Source organism: Arthrobacter sp. H35-D1, assembly GCF_030063185.1.
GTDB lineage: Bacteria > Actinomycetota > Actinomycetes > Actinomycetales > Micrococcaceae > Specibacter.
Genome location: NZ_JASISP010000023.1, coordinates 26532 through 45476, shown reverse-complemented (window position 1 = coordinate 45476; position 18945 = coordinate 26532). Strand labels below are relative to the sequence as shown.

16 protein-coding genes and 2 tRNA genes are annotated in these 18945 nt (G+C 64.3%); 14 read left to right on the top strand and 4 right to left on the bottom strand.

The annotated features are described in order from the left end of the window. The first annotated feature begins 47 nt into the window (after positions 1-47). A complete protein-coding gene (locus tag QMG25_RS17205) occupies positions 48-1160 on the top strand; it encodes a branched-chain amino acid aminotransferase (protein ID WP_283462270.1) in 1113 nt (370 codons plus the stop codon). Positions 1161-1415: 255 nt separating this feature from the next. Here QMG25_RS17205 and QMG25_RS17200 read toward each other — a convergent pair whose 3' ends face one another. After that, complete coding sequence (locus QMG25_RS17200) at positions 1416-2465, bottom strand: mechanosensitive ion channel family protein (protein ID WP_283462269.1); 1050 nt, start codon at positions 2463-2465, stop codon at positions 1416-1418. Between the two features lie 237 nt (positions 2466-2702). On the opposite strand from QMG25_RS17200, the gene QMG25_RS17195 reads away from it, so the two are divergent. The 12 genes from QMG25_RS17195 to QMG25_RS17140 all read left to right on the top strand — a co-directional run bounded on the left by QMG25_RS17195 (position 2703) and on the right by QMG25_RS17140 (position 14281). After that, a complete protein-coding gene (locus tag QMG25_RS17195) occupies positions 2703-3536 on the top strand; it encodes a formate/nitrite transporter family protein (RefSeq protein WP_283462268.1) in 834 nt (277 codons plus the stop codon). A gap of 44 nt (positions 3537-3580) precedes the next feature. Beyond that, complete coding sequence (locus QMG25_RS17190) at positions 3581-4357, top strand: fumarylacetoacetate hydrolase family protein (protein WP_283462267.1); 777 nt, start codon at positions 3581-3583, stop codon at positions 4355-4357. Between the two features lie 75 nt (positions 4358-4432). Continuing rightward, the gene (locus tag QMG25_RS17185) at positions 4433-5686 is read left to right on the top strand and encodes a sensor histidine kinase (RefSeq protein ID WP_283462265.1); all 1254 of its coding nucleotides are present in this window, start codon (positions 4433-4435) and stop codon (positions 5684-5686) included. After that, positions 5683-6483, top strand: a complete 801-nt coding sequence (locus tag QMG25_RS17180; RefSeq protein WP_283462263.1) for a response regulator — start codon at positions 5683-5685, stop codon at positions 6481-6483. The genes QMG25_RS17185 and QMG25_RS17180 overlap by 4 nt, the downstream gene beginning before the upstream one ends. A 319-nt stretch (positions 6484-6802) precedes the next feature. Further along, positions 6803-7165, top strand: a complete 363-nt coding sequence (locus QMG25_RS17175; protein WP_283462261.1) for a TA system antitoxin ParD family protein — start codon at positions 6803-6805, stop codon at positions 7163-7165. Then, entirely contained in the window at positions 7162-7740 is a 579-nt protein-coding gene (locus QMG25_RS17170; RefSeq protein WP_283462260.1) for an ATPase, read from the top strand. Before QMG25_RS17175 ends, QMG25_RS17170 begins: the two co-directional genes overlap by 4 nt. A gap of 160 nt (positions 7741-7900) precedes the next feature. Continuing rightward, the gene (gene gltX, locus QMG25_RS17165; RefSeq protein ID WP_283462259.1) at positions 7901-9400 is read left to right on the top strand and encodes a glutamate--tRNA ligase; all 1500 of its coding nucleotides are present in this window, start codon (positions 7901-7903) and stop codon (positions 9398-9400) included. Positions 9401-9405: 5 nt separating this feature from the next. Beyond that, the gene (locus QMG25_RS17160; RefSeq protein ID WP_283462258.1) at positions 9406-10218 is read left to right on the top strand and encodes an HAD family hydrolase; all 813 of its coding nucleotides are present in this window, start codon (positions 9406-9408) and stop codon (positions 10216-10218) included. Positions 10219-10331: 113 nt separating this feature from the next. Then, a tRNA-Gln gene (locus QMG25_RS17155) sits at positions 10332-10403 on the top strand. An 88-nt stretch (positions 10404-10491) separates the two neighbouring features. Further along, a tRNA-Glu gene (locus QMG25_RS17150) sits at positions 10492-10564 on the top strand. Between the two features lie 307 nt (positions 10565-10871). Next, complete coding sequence (locus QMG25_RS17145) at positions 10872-12671, top strand: dynamin family protein (RefSeq protein WP_502866435.1); 1800 nt, start codon at positions 10872-10874, stop codon at positions 12669-12671. Further along, positions 12668-14281, top strand: a complete 1614-nt coding sequence (locus tag QMG25_RS17140) for a GTPase (RefSeq protein ID WP_283462255.1) — start codon at positions 12668-12670, stop codon at positions 14279-14281. The genes QMG25_RS17145 and QMG25_RS17140 overlap by 4 nt, the downstream gene beginning before the upstream one ends. A 76-nt stretch (positions 14282-14357) precedes the next feature. On the opposite strand, the gene QMG25_RS17135 is transcribed toward QMG25_RS17140, so the two are convergent. The 3 genes from QMG25_RS17135 to QMG25_RS17125 all read right to left on the bottom strand — a co-directional run bounded on the left by QMG25_RS17135 (position 14358) and on the right by QMG25_RS17125 (position 17227). Further along, entirely contained in the window at positions 14358-14888 is a 531-nt protein-coding gene (locus QMG25_RS17135; RefSeq protein WP_283462254.1) for a DUF1697 domain-containing protein, read from the bottom strand. A 78-nt stretch (positions 14889-14966) separates the two neighbouring features. After that, a complete protein-coding gene (locus tag QMG25_RS17130; RefSeq protein WP_283462253.1) occupies positions 14967-16052 on the bottom strand; it encodes a S1C family serine protease in 1086 nt (361 codons plus the stop codon). Between the two features lie 455 nt (positions 16053-16507). Further along, positions 16508-17227, bottom strand: coding sequence for an IclR family transcriptional regulator (locus QMG25_RS17125; RefSeq protein WP_283462252.1), 720 nt, complete (start codon positions 17225-17227; stop codon positions 16508-16510). Between the two features lie 246 nt (positions 17228-17473). On the opposite strand from QMG25_RS17125, the gene leuC reads away from it, so the two are divergent. Continuing rightward, positions 17474-18940 (top strand): 3-isopropylmalate dehydratase large subunit, encoded by a 1467-nt coding sequence (gene leuC / locus QMG25_RS17120; RefSeq protein ID WP_283462291.1) that lies wholly within the window; start codon positions 17474-17476, stop codon positions 18938-18940. Positions 18941-18945: the final 5 nt, after the last annotated feature.

Here is an 18945-nt window from a genome sequence, read left to right as displayed (position 1 = left end):
AGGCGCGAAAACGCCCACTCATCAGGGCCCTACCGTGTGGAGGAAGCATGACCCAGATCGCCGATGAGCTGAGCTTTTCGCAGCAGCGCAACGAGAACCCCAAGAGCAGCGCCGAGCGCGACGCCATTTTGGCTAACCCCGGCTTCGGCGACTACTTCACCGACCACACCGCCGTGGTGGATTTCAAGGTTGATGCGCAGGGCAAGGGTGGATGGTCGAACGCGCGCATTGAGCCCTACGGACCCATCGCCATGGATCCGGCCTCCGCCGTGCTGCATTACGGCCAGGAGATCTTTGAGGGCATGAAGGCCTACCGCCACGCCGACGGCTCCATTTGGACGTTCCGTGCCGAGGCCAACGCCGCCCGCCTGAATACGTCGGCCCGCAGGCTCGCGTTGCCTGAACTGCCCCCGGAGACTTTCTTGGAATCGCTGCGCCAGCTGGTGGCGTTGGACAAGGATTGGGTTCCGTCCGGCGACGGCGAAGCCCTGTACCTGCGCCCGTTCATGATTGCCACGGAGGCGTTCCTGGGGGTGCGGCCCGCTCGCGAGGTGTCCTACCGCGTGATTGCTTCACCGGCCGGAAATTACTTTGGCGGCGAGCTGAAGCCCGTGTCGATCTGGCTCACCACCACCTTTGCCCGCGCCGGCGAAGGCGGCACGGGGGAGGCCAAGTGCGGCGGCAACTACGCTGCCTCGCTGGCCGCCCAGCTCGAGGCCGAGGCCCAGGGCTGCAAGCAGGTCTTGTTCCTGGACCCGCACAACGACAACGCCATCGAAGAGCTTGGCGGGATGAACATCTTCTTCGTATTCAAGGACGGCAGCCTCGTCACCCCTGCGCTCAACGGCCACATCCTGCACGGAATCACCCGTTCCTCGGTCATGCAGCTTGCCGCCGACCGCGGACTGAAGGTTCAAGAACGCAAGATCACCATCGATGAATGGCGCGACGGCGTGGCCGCCGGGGATATCACCGAGGCCTTCGCGTGCGGCACCGCGGCCGTCATCACGCCCATTGGAGAGCTGAAGATGGCCGACGGCGTCATCGACTCGCCCGGCGACGGGATGGGTCCCGTCACCGCGGCCATCCGCGAGCAGCTGCTGGGGATCCAGACCGGAACGGTGGAGGACCTGCACGGCTGGCTGACTCGCCTGGCCTAAGTCGCTTGGCCTGACTGGTCTGGCCGGACCGGCCCTGTTTGCCGAAGATGGTGTTTCTTGGCGCCGTTGTGGGCGATGCGGTGCGTCGAGAGCGGGGCATTCCTGCGGTGTTGCAACCCCGGGGGTGCAACGCTCTGGATTGCAGCTCCCGAGCCATCGGACCAATCGGTGACCGTGGCTATCCGACTGGACGGTGATCGCGAATAGACCATCCGCCGGATTTTGCCATGCTCGATTCAGCCACTCACCGGCCGCTTACACTACGGTGCTGGAGTCGCTGATCATTTCCCAGCGTTGGCGCGGCAGGGACCCTTCGTGTGCGGTTTGGACGTAGGCCATCATGGATTCCCTGACCAAGCAGCGCAGGTCCCATAGCGCGTCGCTGTCCTTGGCGCTGACCACGATGCGGATGCGCACCAGGGAGTTGACGGCGTCTGTCACTTCAAGCTTGCCGGTGCGTCCGTCCCAGAGCGGTGTTGCCGCCAGCACCGAGTCCAGGTAGGCACGGAGGTCGGCTACCGGAGTGTGCCAATCCAAGTCCATCTCCACGGTGCCCTTGATTTCGGTGCTGTTCCTTGTCCAATTTTCAAAGGGCGTGGTGGTGAAGTAGGTCGAGGGGAGGATGAGCATCCGCTCATCCCAAACGCGCACCACCACGTAGGTCATGGTGATTTCCTCAATGGTGCCCCACAGCCCTTCCACCACCACCACGTCGTCGATCCTGATGGCGTCGGTGAAGGCGAGCTGGACCCCGGCAAAGACGTTGGAGAGGGAGCTTTGCACTGCCAAACCGGCAACGATGGAGATCAGGCCCGCCGAAGCCAGCAAGCCTGTGCCGAGCGCGCGAACTTCGGGGATGGTCAGCAGCAGTCCGGCCACCGCGATGGTGATCAGCAGGGCAGAGACAATGCGCCGGCCCAACGTGATTTGCGTGGTGAGCCTGCGCATCCGCTTGTTGTCCCTGATGTTGGCGCGGAAGTGCCGCAACGTGAGCCGTTCCGCGATGGACAGGGTGGCCAAGGCCAGCCAGACCAAGGCTGCGATGAACCCCAGCATGAGAACAAAGTCAACGGCGGCAAACCACGGCTGATCGGGCAGGCTGTACGCCAGCGCCATGCGTATGCCGATGAAGACCAGGACCCCGAAGACCGGGTATTTCGCTTGGGCCGAGCGGCGGCTAAAATCGGGAACCTTGCGGAAAACCCGGTTGGCTGTGGCCCGGAGCACCACTGTGAGCAGTAGCGCGCCAGCGATTGCGGCCAAAACTGCCAAGGTGGGTTTGATGATTATTTCCAAGTCTGCCATTGCTCAATCGTGACAGAGTACCCGGGGGTGTTGTCCAACTGGGTGCTGGATCTCACAGGACACTTTCAGGGTGTCGCCTGCACGCCGCCTGCACAGCACCACTACGGCACCAGCACGCCGCGAGTAAATTTATTTCCCTGCAAAAACAGTCATTGGCGTGCCCGCTGGAATACGATTCACACAGAGTTTGATTGTGATGGCCGTGCCTGAAAAGGCGCTGCCGGGCCTGGAGGAATCATGGATGATGAAGCACGCCGGCGCGAGCTGGGCGACAACGACGCCGCTGTGGAAGAGGAAATCGAAACCGCTTTTGACAGGATCGTGGACGAAGGGGCGCAACGGCTGGTCAGGACCTGGCCCTCGATGCTGGTGACGGGCTTCTTTGGCGGCATCGAAGTGGGGCTTGGCGTCATGGGCTTCCTGGCCGTGGAACATGCCACAGGCAGCAAGCTGTTGGGCGGGTTGGCCTTTGGCATCGGCTTTGTGGCGTTGTTGCTGGCCAAAAGTGAACTATTCACGGAGGGCTTTTTGGTGCCGCTGGCGGCTGTGGCTGCCAAGGAAGCCACGGTGTGGCAGCTGCTCAAGCTGTGGGGTGGAACACTGCTGGGCAATCTTGTAGGCGGCTGGCTTTTCATGTGGCTCGTCATGCAGGCCTTCCCGCAATGGCATGAGATGGTGATCGAAACCGGTGCGCAGTTCGCTTTGGAGCCGCTGTCGGTGCAAACCGCAGCCTTGGCCATTTTGGGCGGCAGCACCATTACGCTCATGACGCGGATGCAGCACGGCACGGACTCGATGCCAGCGAAGATTGTGGCAGCCATGGGCGGCGGATTCCTGCTGGCGGGTCTGCCGCTATTCCACTCGGTGCTGGATTCCTTGTTGATCTTTGGCGCCATCCAAGCGGGCGCTCCCTATGGTTATCTCGATTGGCTGTCCTGGTTCTGGTACGCGGTGGTGTTCAATGTTCTCGGCGGAGTGGTCCTTGTTACGGCCCTTCGCCTGGTGCGATCAAAGGAACTCATCAAGGAGCGTCGAGAGGACCACGGCGGCCTGCCGGGAAGTTCCAGCTAGCGTGGCACAGACGAACTGCGGGATTTTCCCGTAGGCTTTGGAGCATGCGTATAGCCCGATTTGTTGCTGATAATGATCCCATGTACGGCATTGTGACTGGGGAGGCCGGCAGTGAAGTTGTCACTGTCATCAAGGGCGATCCCTTCTTCAATGGCGTGGAACCCACCACCATCAAGTATCCGTTGGCGGATGTGCGCCTGGTGGCGCCGATCATCCCGCGCAGCAAGGTCATCGGCGTGGGCCGCAACTTCGCCGAGCACGCCCGCGAACTGGGCAACGAGGTGCCCGAGAACCCGCTGCTGTTCCTGAAGCCGAACACCTCCGTGGTGGGCCCGGGCGAGCCGATCGTGTTGCCGGAATTCTCCGAGGAAGTCTCCTACGAAGCCGAACTTTGCGTGGTCATTGGCCGCATCTGCAAGGACGTCCCGGAAGCACGCGTTGACGAGGTCATCTTCGGCTACACCTGCGGCAACGACCTCACCGCCCGCGACGTCCAAGCCGGAGACGGCCAGTGGGCCCGCGCCAAGGGCTTCGACACGTCCGCTCCCTTGGGGCCATGGATCGAAACCGAGCTTGACCCCGACGATGTCTCCATCAAGGGCTGGCTCAACGGCGAACTCCGCCAGGACGGCAGCACCAACCAGATGGTCCGCAGCGTTCGCGAACTCGTCGCGATCGTCTCCCAGGCCTTCACACTGCTGCCCGGCGACGTGATCATGACGGGCACCCCCGCCGGCGTCGACCTGTTGCAGGCCGGTGACCGCTTCGACGTTGAAATCGAGGGCATTGGCCGCCTCTCCAACCCGGTGGTCCGCCGCTGACTGGTTCCCCGGCAAGAAGCAGGTGGGCACTTTAGGTGGATGTGCGGGGCCATGCCGGACTTTTAGGCTCAAAGCATGAATACTAAAACACCCACTGCAGGAAGCCCGTGGCGCACAGTGCTGCTGGTCGTCATTGTGGCCGCTGCCGATTTCCTGCTGTCGATCATGAACCTCGGGATCAGTCTGGAGAGCGGCTCGGTGCCGGCAGAGCCGGACGCTGCCGAGTACGTTCGCTACGCGGGCCTTCCCGTGCTTGCCCCGCTGGGCGCAGTGGCACTGATCTGGAGAGAACGCTTTCCCAAGTCCGTGGCGTTGGCTGCTGCCGCACTGGGAGCCCTGTCCTTCAGCGGCATTGCCTTCCTTGTGGCGTTGTACTTGCTGGCCAGGCGCGGCCTGGATGGGTGGGTGGTGGCCGTCATCGCATTGTCCATCGGAGCCGAAGCCCTCGTCGGGGTCGAACCGATCGGCTGGGAAGGTGCCTTGGTCGGCGTGGTGCTGCTGGCCGCCATTGCCGCTTGGGGTGCCTACCGCGGCCAGCGAGCCCGGTTCACTGAATCACGCTTGTCCTCGCTGCGCGAACGGGCCGAACGTGCCGAATCCGAACGGAACGCCGAAACGGAGCGCAGCAAGTTGGCCGAGCGACATCGGATTGCCCGCGAAATGCACGACACCCTTGCGCACAGGATGTCGCTTGTCGCAGTGCAAGCCGCCTCCTTGCAGGTTGATGCGCCGGATGCGGAGACGGCAGCTGCCGCAAAGCTCATCCGCGAAACCGCGCACGCCGCACTGGGCGAACTCCGCGATGTCCTGGGAGTCCTGCACGAAGACGGCAATCCAGGAACGGCCCGTGGTTGGGAAACCGCAATGTCTCCGCCATCCCGCATGGCGCCGCCGGGGATCGCGCAGATCGAAGGGTTGCTCGCCGAATGGCGCCAGGCCGGGATCGCCGTGGACCATGCTCCCAACACTGCACTCGCTGAGGCCGGTGCTGTTCCGGATGCGGTGAGCCGTGCCGCCTACCGTGTGGTGCAGGAGGGGGTCACGAATGTGGCCCGCCATGCGCCCGGTGCCACTGCCGTTGTGACACTTGGGCTGCAGGAGCCGGAATCCGCCGGCTGCAGCCTGCGCATCATGGTGGCGAACGGTCCGGGCGGTGAAGGGGAGGCGGCGGTCGGCGCTGGACTTGGCTTGATAGGACTTGCCGAGCGTGTGCTGCTCCTTGGTGGAACGCTGGAACACGGCTGCGTTGACACCGGCTACCGGCTGCTGGCCGACATCCCCTGCGAACGCCGGGAAGACAACTGGCAAGACAACGGGGTTCCAGCATGAGCCTCCCAACACCAACTGATGCACCGGTGTGTGCTGACGCTGCCCACTGCACTGAGCCCGGCCACACCGAACAAAGCGCCACTGAGCCCGACGCCACTGGATACAGCAGCACTGAATACAGTGCCAGCCCGAGCCGGGTGCCAGCCGGGCCGCTCCGCGTGATCGTGGTGGATGATGAAGAACTGGTTCGGGCCGCACTTGTGAAAATGGTCAATTCCTGCGCGGACATGGACGTGGTGGGCGAGGCAGCCAGCGGTCCGCAGGCGGTGGCGTGCGCGCGGAGGCAACGGTGCGACGTCGTGCTGATGGACGTGCGGATGCCCGGCGGCGACGGGATTGCCGCCACGGTGCAACTGCGGGCACTGCAGGCTCCGCCACAGGTACTTGTGCTGACCACTTTCGACCTTGACGAGCACGTCTTCGCCGCACTGGAGGCGGGTGCCGCCGGGTTCCTGCTCAAGGACACCGACCCGGAACGGCTGTTCCAGGCCATCCGGACCGTGGCGGCCGGGGAGGGCATGCTGGCGCCCACTGTGACGAAACGGTTGATCGAGCGGACACGGGAGCGGGCCGCGGCGTCCAGGGCGAACACGGCGTTGGCGCGCCTGGAGCTGCTCACCGCGCGGGAGGCTGAGGTGCTGGATGCGGTGGCCCAGGGGATGAGCAATGAAGGGATCGGCCAGTTCCTGTTCCTCAGCGAGAGCACTGTGAAAACCCACATGTCGCGGATTCTGGCGAAGCTTGAGCTGGAAAACCGGGTGCAGGCGGCGCTGCTGTTCCGCGATTCCCGGCATTGAAACGGGGACTTGGCCAGTCGGGGAGTAGTGGGGTTGAACAGTCCTTTGTCCCCTTGGCCGCGTGAAACCGCGGAATGCCGGGCAATTTTGTGCCGGGCCCGCCGCAATCTCTGAATTCTCCGTGTCACACGACGTCGTGGACGCTGACTCGCGCCCGCCCGCTCCCGGCAGCATCACCGAGGGGAGGTACCAGGCTGCAGACCGCACAGCCACTGCAAGTTCGTTCACCAATCAGCAGGGGGATACTTCGGCAGGCGAACTGCATTTTTCCGCGAGAAACGCCACGACATGCCGTGTAGCGAAGTGCTACGCTTGAGCTATGAAGTCGATGCCAACCCGTATTGACGGTGAGCTTTTCGGAGCCGCCAAGGCAGCCGGCGAGCTCCAAAGCCGCAGCGCCGCCCAGCAGCTGGATCACTGGGCACGCCTTGGCCGCGCACTGGAAGCATCGCCGAGGATCACCCACGGTGCGATCAGCAAAGTCCTGGCCGGGCAGGACCCATACGACAGTCTTTCAGACAGTGCGCAGGCCGTAGTTCGAGTGGACTGGGATGAGCAGATCTCTGCGAGGATCGCGGGTCTGGATTTCCAAGACCGCCTGCAAAAAGCCGGCCGGCCCTGGACGGAGGCGGATGCTGAAGGTCTTGCCGTTGTGCACGACCCCGGCATCAACCCTGCATGAGTTCACCTGTCCTGCATGTCCTTGCGGGACCCAATGGCGCCGGCAAGTCCACGTTCGTGGAAACGGTGTTGCAACCAGTAACTCACCTCCCGATCATCAACGCAGATGGGATCGCTGCACGGCGCTGGCCCGGACGGGAGGTCGAGCACGCGTACCAGGCCTCGGCCGCGGCAATGGCTGCTCGCGACGATGCCCTTGGCAAGGGGCGATCCTTCATCCCTGAGACCGTCTTCAGCCATCCCAGCGAGGTTGAGCTGATAAGGCGCGCTGCTTTCGCCGGTTATCTTGTCGCTCTGCACGTAATCCTCATCCCCGAGGATGTATCGGTGATGCGCGTGGAGTACCGAGTGGCGCAGGGCGGGCACGATGTTCCGGAAACAAAGGTGCGGCAACGGTATCGGCGACTCTGGAAGCTGGTCGCCGAGGCGCGTGATCTCGCCGACCGCTGCACCTTCTACGACAACAGTCTCGCGTCCAGCCCGTTCCAGCCCGTTGCCCGTTACGAACGCGGTCGTGTGCTTGGCGAACCGGCCTGGCCGGCGTGGACACCTGCCGTACTGACCGGACCCCACTAGAACGGTGAGGTCGGCTTTCTTCCCGGAGGCTTGGTCCTCGTGGAGTTGGTCCGGGTTGCCACCGGCCGACAGGCGCACGCCTCGTCGCGGGAGCGTCGTTTTCGGTGACCCGGAGCGATTCGTGCGGATCACGCCGTCGGGCGTCTAAACTGGAACCATCATGACTATTTCTGCCTCCATCCCCACTGTCACCGCCGAAACTCCCGTCCGCGTCAGGTTTTGCCCCTCGCCGACCGGTACGCCGCACGTAGGCCTCATCCGCACCGCGCTGTTCAACTGGGCGTATGCCCGGCACACGAACGGCAAGTTGATCTTCCGCATTGAAGACACCGATGCCAAGCGCGACAGCGAGGAAAGCTACCTCCAGCTCCTGGACGGGCTGAAGTGGCTGGGCATCACTTGGGATGAAGGCGTGGAGGTTGGCGGACCGCACGAACCGTACCGCCAGTCCCAGCGCGGGGACATTTACCAGGACGTCATTGCCAAGCTGGTGGCAAACGGCCATGCCTATGAGTCATATTCCACACCGGCGGAAGTCGAAGATCGTCACAAGGCGGCCGGTCGGGACGTTAAGCTTGGATACGACAACTTTGACCGCGACCTCACAGCCGGCCAGATTGCCGCCTTCAAGGCGGAGGGCCGCGAGCCGGCGCTGCGCCTGCGCATGCCGGAAACGGACATCACGTTCACAGACTTGGTCCGGGGCGAGATCACCTTCAAGGCAGGATCAGTCCCGGACTACGCAATTGTCCGCCCCAATGGCGCACCGTTGTACACGCTCGTCAACCCCGTGGATGATGCCCTCATGGGCGTCACCCACGTGTTGCGCGGCGAAGACCTGCTCTCCTCCACACCCCGCCAGGTGGCCCTGTACCGCGCGCTGCATGACATTGGCGTGGCCGAGTACATGCCGCTGTTCGGCCACCTGCCGTACGTGATGGGTGCCGGCAACAAGAAGCTCTCCAAGCGCGACCCCGAGTCCAGCCTTTTCCTGCACCGCGACCGCGGCTTCATCCCCGAGGGCCTGCTGAACTACCTGTCGCTGCTGGGCTGGTCGCTCTCCGCCGACGAGGACATCTTTTCTGTGGCGCAGCTGGTGGAGAACTTTGACATCCACGACGTCCTGGCCAACCCGGCCCGCTTCGACATCAAGAAGGCCGAGGCCATCAACGGCACCCACGTGCGCATGCTCGATGCTGCCGACTTCCGCAACCGCCTGGTCCCGTACCTGGAGGCTGCCGGGCTGGTGGGGGAGTCCCTGAGCGCCCGCGAGGAGGAAATCCTCACCGAGGCCGCCCCTCTGGTCCAGGAACGCATCACCTTGCTGGGCGAGGCGCCGGAGATGATGGCGTTCCTTTTCAAGAAGGACGACGCCGTCGACGTCGCCCAGGATGCGCTCAAGGGCCTTCCGGAGAACTTGGGCGAAGTGTTGGATGCAGCCATGGCAGCCCTCGAACCGCTGGAGGACTGGAGTGCCGAGTCGATCCAGGCGGCGTTGAAGACTGCCCTGGTCGAGGGCATGGGCGTGAAGCCGCGCCTGGCCTTCGGACCTGTGCGCACGGCCCTGTCGGGACGCAAGGTGTCGCCGCCGCTCTTTGAATCCATGGTGATTCTGGGCAAGGAGTCCTCGCTGACCCGCCTGCGCGCGTTCAGGGGCTAATCACGTTGACGATTGACGCTTCGCAAGACGCCCTTGGAACTGTCTGCCTTGCTGGGCGTGTCAAGGGTGTCTTGTTCGATATTGATGAGACCGTCGTGGACCTGTACCAAGCCATCAAGCACGCCATGGTGTTTGCCGGGGCCAAGCTGCTGCCGGACTTCACCCCGGCCGCATGGGACCACTTTGCCGCCCTGTACATGGCGGATCCCTGGGAATTCTACGACCGCTACGTGCTGGGCGAATTCACGTTCGCCCAGCAGCGCGGGCTGCGCGCCCGGGCAGTCTTTGAACAAGTGGGCTTCACGGGTTTCGATGCACCGGCGGAGCAGCGGTGGATCGCCGATTTTGAAGAAGCGCAGCCGCAGTACTTCCGAGCTTTCGATGACGTGGCGCCGCTCCTGGACGCGTTGGACGAAGCCAATGTTCCCTACGGGGCCGTGAGCAACAACGTCCACGACTATCAGCGCGCCAAACTTGACCGTGCCGGCCTGCAGCGAATTGAAGTGCTCGTGGGCATCGACACCGTCAAGGCCGCGAAGCCGCGGCCGGAAATCTTTTGGGAAGGTTGCCGCCAGCTGGGGACCGCGCCGGAGGAAACTCTCTACGTGGGAGACAACTTCCTGGTGGACGGGGTGGGCTCGATGAATGCAGGCCTGCTCGGGGTGTGGCTGAACAGGGGCGAGAAGGAACTGCCGCCAGTGGAGAAAGCCGACGCCGCGAGTGCCGGTGCCGTGCGCGGCATCGGGTCCTTGGCCCAGCTGCCCGAGCTGCTTGGGCTCGGCGCCCCGCCGCTGAATTGTGACGCACATCTCAGCTGAAAACGGCATTCCCGTTTTGGTGTTCGGCAATCTCTCGGGTATAGTTTTATCCCGGCGCGAGGGCCGTGGAAAGTCCGGGGAAACCCGCGGATTTCACGGCAGAACGTAGCCTTTGGGATATGGTGTAATTGGCAACACATCGGTTTCTGGTACCGACATTCTAGGTTCGAGTCCTGGTATCCCAGCGCTTGCAAAAGCCGCCTTTCGTTTGGCGTGCACAGCAAATTTCAGGTACTGTTCATGAAGTTCGCGGAGCAAAAGCGAATGTATTAGGGCCCCATCGTATAGCGGCCTAGTACGCTGCCCTCTCACGGCGGTAACGCGGGTTCGAATCCCGCTGGGGTCACAAGCAAGGCCGGGAATCGAAGATTCCCGGCCTTTTTGCTGCCCTGGCGAGCATCCAACGCCAGTTTGTCGAGATTCAGCGTGTCGAGACCGGCTCGCCGACTTCCACGTGCACGCCTGCGCATGGTTGGCACCTAATGGCTCGCCACGGCGGCAGTGGCGCGCCATTAGGCGCCAACGGTACGCAGCAATCATGGCGGGCCTGGCAATCCGGATTTCGGCAGGCTCAACCACCGGTGCCTTGAAAATTAGCCGTACTCTGTGCCGCAATGCCGTTCACTGGTGCCCCGAACTGGCATGATGAAGCTGTGAACCCCTCCGATTCAACTCAGTCAGGCGGCAATGGCGCCGCTGCCTTGGTGCAAGAAGCAGCCATTGAGCTGCTGGAAAGTGTGCGCACGGAGCTTGCGGGGCTGGATCTTCCCCTCGCGCTGCCGGGCGTCGATGAGGCACGCGCCGCGGCCTCCGCAGCCCAAGCGCAGTTGGACGACTACATCCTGCCCCGCTGGAAGAGCCTGGACGCGCCGCTCTTGGCCGTGGTGGGCGGGTCCACGGGGGCGGGGAAGTCAACGCTCGTCAACGCCCTGGTGGGCCATCCGGTGACCCGTTCGGGCGCCATCCGTCCCACCACGCGCCAGCCCATCCTGCTGCACCACCCCGACGACGCCTCCTGGTTCACCTCCGCCAGGGTCCTGCCCACGCTGCACCGCGTGCACGGGGAACTCGCCAAGGAACAAACACCGGCCTCGCGGGCGGGCGCGTCCCCCGACGCCTCGGCCATGACCTCCCTGGTGCTGGTGGCGGACAGTGCCGTTCCCGCCGGGGTGGCGCTTCTTGACGCGCCCGACGTCGATTCCATCTCCGATGACAACCGCCAGCTGGCAGGGCAACTGCTCGCTGCGGCGGACCTGTGGCTCTTTGTCACCACGGCCAACAGGTACGCGGACGCCGTGCCGTGGAAACTGCTGCTGGATGCGGCGTCCCGGGACATCACGGTGGCTGTCATTTTGGACCGTATGCCGCAGGGTGCTGAAGCCGAAGTGGCCGAGGACCTGCGGGCCATGCTCCAGCGCGAGGGCCTTGCCGGCGCGCACTTGTTTGTGGTTGCGGAAACGGCCGTTGATGGGCTCGGCATGCTCCCCGGGCAGGCCGTTGCACCCATCCATGACTGGCTGCGGGACATCGGCGACGATGCGGCCGGCCGTGCGGACATTGTGCGCCGGACCCTTAATGGCACCGTCCGTTCCCTCTCCGGACGGCTGGAGGTGCTGGCCACGGCCGCCACGGCGCAGCAGGACGCCGGCCGGCAACTGGCCCAGGACGTCGAATCAGCCTTTGCCGACGCGGCAGCCCGCATCAGCAAGGCCAGCAGCGACGGAACGTTGTTGCGCGGGGAAGTGCTGGCCAGGTGGCAGGACTTCGTGGGCACCGGGGAGTTCTTCCGTGCCATCGAATCCGGCATTGGCCGGCTGCGCGATCGGATCGGGGCTTTCTTCAAGGGCCAGCCGCCGCCGGCCGTCAAGGTTGAAACAGCGATTGAGACGGGGCTGCAGGCCGTCATCGTCGACCAGGCATCCCGCGCTTCGGAAGACGCGGACCAGCGCTGGCGTGCGGACCCGGCCGGCCGGCAGCTTCTGGGAACGGACGATCTTTCCGCCCCGAGCGCAGGCTTTGCCGCCGAATCGGCTGCCGAAATCCGTGCCTGGCAAGGCGAAGTCATGGAACTCATCCGGGCCGAAGGCGCCGCGAAACGCTCCCAGGCCAGGTTGCTTTCCTTTGGCGTCAACGGCCTGGGCGTGGTGCTGATGGTGGTGGTCTTTTCCTTCACCGGGGGATTGACGGGAGCCGAGGTGGGCATTGCGGGAGGCACCGCCGTCGTCGGCCAGAAACTGTTGGAAGCCGTCTTTGGAGAAGATGCCGTGCGGCGTCTGGCCAAGGAAGCCAAGCGCTCGCTCGAGGCACGCTGCGAAAGCCTGCTGGGGCATGAAAAGCGGCGCTTTCTGGAGCGAATCGGCGATGAACAAGATGCCTTCGAAGCTCCGGCCGCCCGGTTGCGGATACTCGCGGCTGAATTGGCCAGCCTCGGTGAAATGGGAGGCCACGCATGAGCCGCCACCGCCACACGCGCGCCGAATCCACCCTTGACCGCTCGCTGGCGGCCCTGAACGAGGCACGCGAACTGGGCGAGGGACGCCTCGACGACGCCACTTTGGAGCAGGTGTACGGCGTGCTGGAGCGGGCGTCTTCACGCCGTTCGCTGAGTGCCGACCACACCGTCGTCGGCTTCTTTGGCGCCACGGGCAGCGGCAAATCCTCGCTTTTCAACGCCGTGGCTGGCACCGATGCCGCGCAGGTGGCCGTCCGCCGCCCCACCACCAACGAACCGCTGGCCATGGTTTGGGGCATGCCCGGAAGCGCGCCGCTGCTTGACTGGCTCGAGGTCGCGGACCGTCGCGAAGGCACTCCCGTGCAGGGCCTGATGGACGACGCCGGCGGGCTGGTTTTGCTTGACCTGCCGGATTTCGATTCGGTCCAGTTGGGCAACCGCGCCATTGTGGAGCGCCTGGCCGGCCAGGTCGACGTCCTGGTGTGGGTGGTTGACCCGCAAAAGTATGCCGACGCCGCCGTGCACAACGACTTTATTCGGCCCTTTTCCAGCCACGCCGCCGTGACCCTGGTGGTGCTGAACCAGGTGGACAAGCTGGCCCCGGCCGAGGTGAAGCCGGTGCTGGATTCGCTGGCCACCATTCTGGAGCGCGACGGCCTGGGCAAGGCGCAGGTGGCCGCGGTGTCGGCAGTGACCGGCGACGGCGTAGCCGAGTTGCGGGAGCGCATTGCTTCCGTGGTGAAGGCGAAGGCGGCCAAGTCGGCCCGGCTGGCGGCCGATGTTGGCGTGGCAGCGCAGCGTTTGGCCGCGGCTTCCGGCGACGGCGACGCAGCAGGCGTGCACCAACAGGACCGGAAGCAGCTGGCTGCCGGGCTGGCCGAAGCGGTGCATGTTGAAACGGTGGTGGAGGCCGTGCACACCTCCTACCGGCTCGACGCCACCAAGGCGACGGGTTGGCCGGTGACGCGCTGGTTGAGCCGTTTCCGCAAGGATCCGCTGCGTCGCCTGAGCCTGCGCAGGGATGATTCCTCCGAGCTGAACCGTACTTCGCTGCCGCCCTCCGGCGCTGCCGAACTGGCCCGGATCGATTCCTCGATCCGCAACTTTGCCGACGCGGCCAGCGAGGGTGCCTCCGGTCCGTGGCGCGCCTCCATCCGGACATCCGCGCGCAGCCATCGCGAGGGCTTGCCCGACGCGTTGGACCAGGCTGTGGCCGGCACCGACCTGAAGGCCAACACCCGCGCTTGGTGGTGGCCCGTGTTCGCCGTCGTCCAGTGGCTTGCCCTGTTGGTGGCCGTGGGCGGCCTAGCCTGGTTGGGCGTGCTGGCGGTGCTGGGCTACTTCCAGTTCTCCGTTCCTGTTGCCCCCAGTGTGGAGGGCTGGCCGCTGCCCACGCTCAGGGTGTTGGCGGGGGTGGTGCTGGGGGTATTCCTGGCCGTCTCCAGCAAGCTCCTGGCGCTGGCCGGTGCCAGGGCGCGGGCGGCCCAAGCTCGACGGCGGCTGCGCGAAAGTGTTGCCGGGGTGGCCGGTACGCAGGTGGAGGCCCCCGTGGAGGCCGAGATTGCCCGCTACCGTGCCTTCCAGCAAGCCCTGGCAGCAGCCCGTCCCTGACGAATGGGAGGGCGTGGTGGGCCCACGCGCCCGAGGGACCCGCCGCGAGCTTGCGAGTGGGGGGAGGGCGTGGGGATCAGGCCAAGGCGTCGCGGCACTTGAGCAGCGTGCGCAAGTTGCGGGTCGTCGTCGTGCTTTTGTAGCGCGGCCTGGCAGAAAGCTTGCTGAAGGGGTTGTCGAGGGTTCCGCCGGCCGTAGCCTGCCACGCCAGTGCGCCTGGTCCCAGCCGCGCAAGTTCCACCCCGGGAAGCTCAGCCGCGTGGCGGGCCAATTCGTCAAGAACGGCCGGATCCGAAGACAGGGTGATGTAGGCGTGGTGGGTGGCGTCGTCGGCGGGGTAGGGGCAGGCCTCGATGATGGCAGCCAGCTGGGAGTCGTCCACCACAACCACCCACGCGTCGTAGCCGAAGGACTCGCGCAGCAGCGTTTCCACCATGGATTTGAGCTCTGCGGCGGAGGCCTCTGCCGTGCACACGACGTTGCCGGAGGCCAGCAGCGTTTTGACGTTGGCCACGGGAAGGGTGGCAAGGGCCTGGCGAAGATTGGCCATTTTGATGTTGACGCCGCCCACGTTGACCCCGCGCAGAAACACCGTGTATTTCGTCATGCCCACACCCTAGCCCGAAGGGTGGGATCCTGCTTGCCGTGCTTCTCCACTTTTGCACAATGTTTCCTCGGCACACCGCTAGGACGTGGGTTGGTCGCCCAGGGTTGCTCCAAGAGTTTTGGTGGTGCTGCCTCGCTGGACCGTGACGTCGACCTGCTGGCCCGGGGTGTCGCCGCTCAGCGCCTCCAGCAGGTCGGTTACGTTGGCCACCGGTGTGCTGCCAATGCGAATGATCACGTCCCCGGTCTTGATGGCTGCCGCAGCAGCCGGTCCGCCCGAGGCAACCTTGATGACCAAGGCCCCGTTCGTGGACGGCAGCTTGAATTCGTGCGCAATTTGCGGGGAAATGTCACCCAGGCCGACGCCGAGGTAGGCATGCTTCACGGTGCCGTTCTTCAACAGCTGGTTTGCGACGTTGGTGATGGTTGTGGCCGGGGTGACAAAGCCGATTGACACGGCACCGGAACTGGGTGGCAGGTAGGCTTCGGACAAGCCAACTATTTGTCCTTTGTAGTTGCTCACCGCGCCGCCGGAATTGCCGGGGGAGATGGGTGCATCCGTTTGGATCAGATTGATCTTGCCATGCGGTGCGTCCGTCGACGGCGGGATGTCCCGGTGCAGTGCGGAGATGATGCCGGCCGTGACCGTCTCGTCGAGGCCCAGGGGACTGCCGATGACCACGCACAGCGCACCCACCGCAGGCTCGGTCGACGCAAATTCCGGGACGGGCAAGTTGGTCCGGTCGGCGCGGATCACGGCGACGTCCGTGATGTTGTCGACGCCGAGCACCTGAGCCGACGCCTGCTTGCCGTCGGCGAATTGAACTTGCACGGTTTTGAAGGGTTGTCCTTGCATGTCCTCCACCACGTGGGCATCGGTGACGATGGTGCCGTCGCTGTGATAGACAACGCCGCTGCCGAGGCCGATCTGGGTTTGTATGGTCACGACCGACGGTTCGAGTTTCCGGACGATTCCGGGGACAGCCGCAAGGCCCTTTCCTGTGGCACCTGCTGCTGTGACGGCCGCACTTGCGGCGGCTGCCGGGGGTGTTCCGGAAGCAGGGGGAGATTCTTTTTGGCTGCTGCCGGCCGTGCAGCCGGAAACTCCTACGATCATTGCGGTGGCGAGGATCGCCCCACACGCTGTGCGCATTGAGGAACGCATGGCATCACCTTTCGACGCTGCAGGTGCCCGCCAAGGGAAACCGGAGGATGCCCGGCGGCCAATGAATTCAACTGTAAAAATGTTTCAGGAGTCCGTGGGACTCCTGAAACTACTTCGGTGCCATGCCCCGAATGGCGTGTGGCGAGGCATGTGCCGGCGCGCCGACAAGCCCAGGGATGCGGCCCGCTGGGACGTAGCCCGCAACCAGCGCGCCTGAGGGGCCTGCGGAAAGGGTTGCCCAATGCCGCCAGCGAGTCCAAATCTTCACACTTCCCAGTCTCCCAGTCTCCCAGTGTCCCGTATTGGTGTGTCCTGAAGAATCCCCAGACTGATCTTTGCCATAGCTCCGTTTTACGCTTGATCCCCCCGACCTTCAATGGGCATTTTGCCGACCGTCGCGGTCAGTGCGGGTCGGTGGCCCAGGCAAGGGCGGGGCAGGCCGGGAGAGCCGGCTCTCAGGTAGCGCTTTTGCGCAGGGCTTCGGTCAGGATGCGCGAGGCGTTGCACACGATTTCGGCGTGCAGACGGCCGGGCTGGCGGGTCAGGCGCTCGATGGGACCGGAGATGGAGACGGCGGCGATCACGCGTCCAGAGGGTCCGCGCACCGGTGCCGAGACCGAGGCGACCCCGGGTTCCCGTTCGCCCAGCGACTGTCCCCACCCACGACGTCGGACACCGGCCAGCACGGTTGGAGTGAAGCGGGCGCTGTGCAATCCCTCGAGCAGTCGTTCGTGGTCCTCCCACGCCAGCAGTACTTGTGCGGCCGAGCCGGCCTTCATGGTCAGCTGGGTGCCGACCGGGATGGTGTCGCGCAGGCCGATGGGGCGTTCGGCCGAAGCCACGCACACGCGGGAATCGCCTTGGCGGCGGAAGATCTGGGCGCTCTCGCCGGTGGAGTCGCGCAATTGGAGCAGCACTGGGCCGGCGGCCGCAATGAGCCTGTCCTCGCCGGCGGCGGAGGCCAGCTCCACGAGCCGGGCGCCCAGCACGAACCGGCCCTGCATGTCGCGGCTGACGAGTCTATGATGTACCAAGGCAAGTGCCAGCCTGTGCACGGTGGGACGGGCCAGTCCGGTGGCAGCAACAAGTTGCGCCAAAGTGGTGGGACCGGCCTCGAGTGCATCAAGCACTAGGGCCGCTTTGTCAATGACGCCAACGCCGCTAGAATTGTCCATGTAATGATATTGCCGTCTCATTATGTGAGATGCAAATCGAAGAATTGGCTTCCCTCCAGATGGGGCTGGAAGAGTGGGAGCCTACAATCATCGAAGCCGCCGACGGACCACTGTCAAATTCTATCCGAATGCGGCATCCGTCAGTAACGGATTCACCAAGTGAAGGGAGCTGCTGTGAGCGAGCCAACCACGCCCCACACAGTGGACGATGCAGCAGTGGAAGAAACAGCAGCGCAAGTAGCCAAAATCGCCCCACGCCGGGCAGCAAAGACACTTGCCGAAAAAGTTTGGCGGGACCATGTTGTTCGCCTGGGCGAGGGCGAGGGCGATGCTGCCCAGCCTGATCTTTTGTACATTGACCTTCACTTGATCCACGAAGTCACCTCTCCGCAGGCTTTTGAGGGTTTGCGTTTGGCTGGGCGGCCGCTGCGTCGTCCGGATTTGACGATTGCCACGGAGGATCACAACACTCCGACGTTGGCCATTGACAAGCCGATCGCGGATTTGACAAGCCGGACCCAGATCATGACGTTGCGCAACAACTGTGCCGAGTTTGGTGTGCGCCTGCACTCCCTCGGCGACGCCGAGCAGGGCATTGTGCATGTGGTGGGCCCGCAGTTGGGCTTGACGCAGCCGGGCATGACGGTGGTCTGCGGGGACTCGCACACGTCAACCCATGGTGCCGTAGGTGCGTTGGCTTTCGGTATTGGCACGTCCGAGGTGGAGCATGTCATGGCCACCCAGACGTTGCCGCTGAAGCCTTTTAGGACGATGGCGATCAACGTTGAAGGAACGCTGCGTCCGGGGGTGAGTTCCAAGGACATCATCTTGGCGATCATTGCCAAGATCGGTACCGGCGGCGGGCAGGGCTACGTCCTGGAATACCGTGGCTCTGCGATCCGTGCACTGTCGATGGATGCGCGCATGACCATTTGCAACATGTCCATTGAAGCCGGTGCCCGGGCAGGAATGATCGCACCGGATGAGACCACCTTCGCTTACCTGAAGGGTCGGCCCCACGCTCCCGAGGGCGCCCAGTGGGATGAGGCGGTTCAGTATTGGACGTCGCTGAGAACCGAGGACGATGCCGAGTTCGACACCGAGGTGTTCCTTGACGCCAACACGCTGGAACCGTTCGTGACGTGGGGGACCAACCCCGGCCAGGGTGTTTCGCTCAGTGGCTCGGTGCCGTTCCCGGAGGACTTTGGCGATGAAAACGCCAAGGCTGCGGCCGAGCGTGCCCTGGCCTACATGGACTTGGAAGCCGGGACCCCGATGAAGGACATCCGTGTTGACACGGTGTTCCTGGGTTCGTGCACGAACTCCCGCGTGGAGGACCTGCGCGCAGCTGCGGATATTATCCGGGGCAGGGAGAAAGACCCGAATATTCGCATGCTCGTGGTGCCCGGTTCCGCCCGGGTCCGCTTGGAGGCTGAAGCGGAAGGCCTGGACCAGGTGTTCTTGGACTTTGGTGCCGAATGGCGTTTTGCCGGTTGCTCGATGTGTTTGGGCATGAACCCGGATCAGTTGGAGCCGGGGGAGCGGTGCGCTTCGACTTCCAACCGCAACTTTGAGGGCCGGCAGGGCAAGGGTGGGCGTACTCACCTGGTCTCTCCGGTGGTGGCTGCTGCCACTGCGGTCCGTGGGACCCTGAGTTCACCCTCGGACCTTGAACCAGCGGGCACCCGTTCCGCGACCAGTTTCGTAGCGTAAGGAGC

Excerpts from the sequence above, each read along its gene's own strand:
- QMG25_RS17205 (WP_283462270.1), top strand. The coding sequence starts at position 48 with ATGACCCAGATCGCCGATGAGCTGAGCTTTTCGCAGCAGCGCAACGAG.
- QMG25_RS17200 (WP_283462269.1), bottom strand. The coding sequence starts at position 2,465 with ATGGCAGACTTGGAAATAATCATCAAACCCACCTTGGCAGTTTTGGCC.
- QMG25_RS17195 (WP_283462268.1), top strand. The coding sequence starts at position 2,703 with ATGGATGATGAAGCACGCCGGCGCGAGCTGGGCGACAACGACGCCGCT.
- QMG25_RS17190 (WP_283462267.1), top strand. The coding sequence starts at position 3,581 with ATGCGTATAGCCCGATTTGTTGCTGATAATGATCCCATGTACGGCATT.
- QMG25_RS17185 (WP_283462265.1), top strand. The coding sequence starts at position 4,433 with ATGAATACTAAAACACCCACTGCAGGAAGCCCGTGGCGCACAGTGCTG.
- QMG25_RS17180 (WP_283462263.1), top strand. The coding sequence starts at position 5,683 with ATGAGCCTCCCAACACCAACTGATGCACCGGTGTGTGCTGACGCTGCC.
- QMG25_RS17175 (WP_283462261.1), top strand. The coding sequence starts at position 6,803 with ATGAAGTCGATGCCAACCCGTATTGACGGTGAGCTTTTCGGAGCCGCC.
- QMG25_RS17170 (WP_283462260.1), top strand. The coding sequence starts at position 7,162 with ATGAGTTCACCTGTCCTGCATGTCCTTGCGGGACCCAATGGCGCCGGC.
- gltX (WP_283462259.1), top strand. The coding sequence starts at position 7,901 with ATGACTATTTCTGCCTCCATCCCCACTGTCACCGCCGAAACTCCCGTC.
- QMG25_RS17140 (WP_283462255.1), top strand. The coding sequence starts at position 12,668 with ATGAGCCGCCACCGCCACACGCGCGCCGAATCCACCCTTGACCGCTCG.
- QMG25_RS17135 (WP_283462254.1), bottom strand. The coding sequence starts at position 14,888 with ATGACGAAATACACGGTGTTTCTGCGCGGGGTCAACGTGGGCGGCGTC.
- QMG25_RS17130 (WP_283462253.1), bottom strand. The coding sequence starts at position 16,052 with ATGCGTTCCTCAATGCGCACAGCGTGTGGGGCGATCCTCGCCACCGCA.
- QMG25_RS17125 (WP_283462252.1), bottom strand. The coding sequence starts at position 17,227 with ATGGACAATTCTAGCGGCGTTGGCGTCATTGACAAAGCGGCCCTAGTG.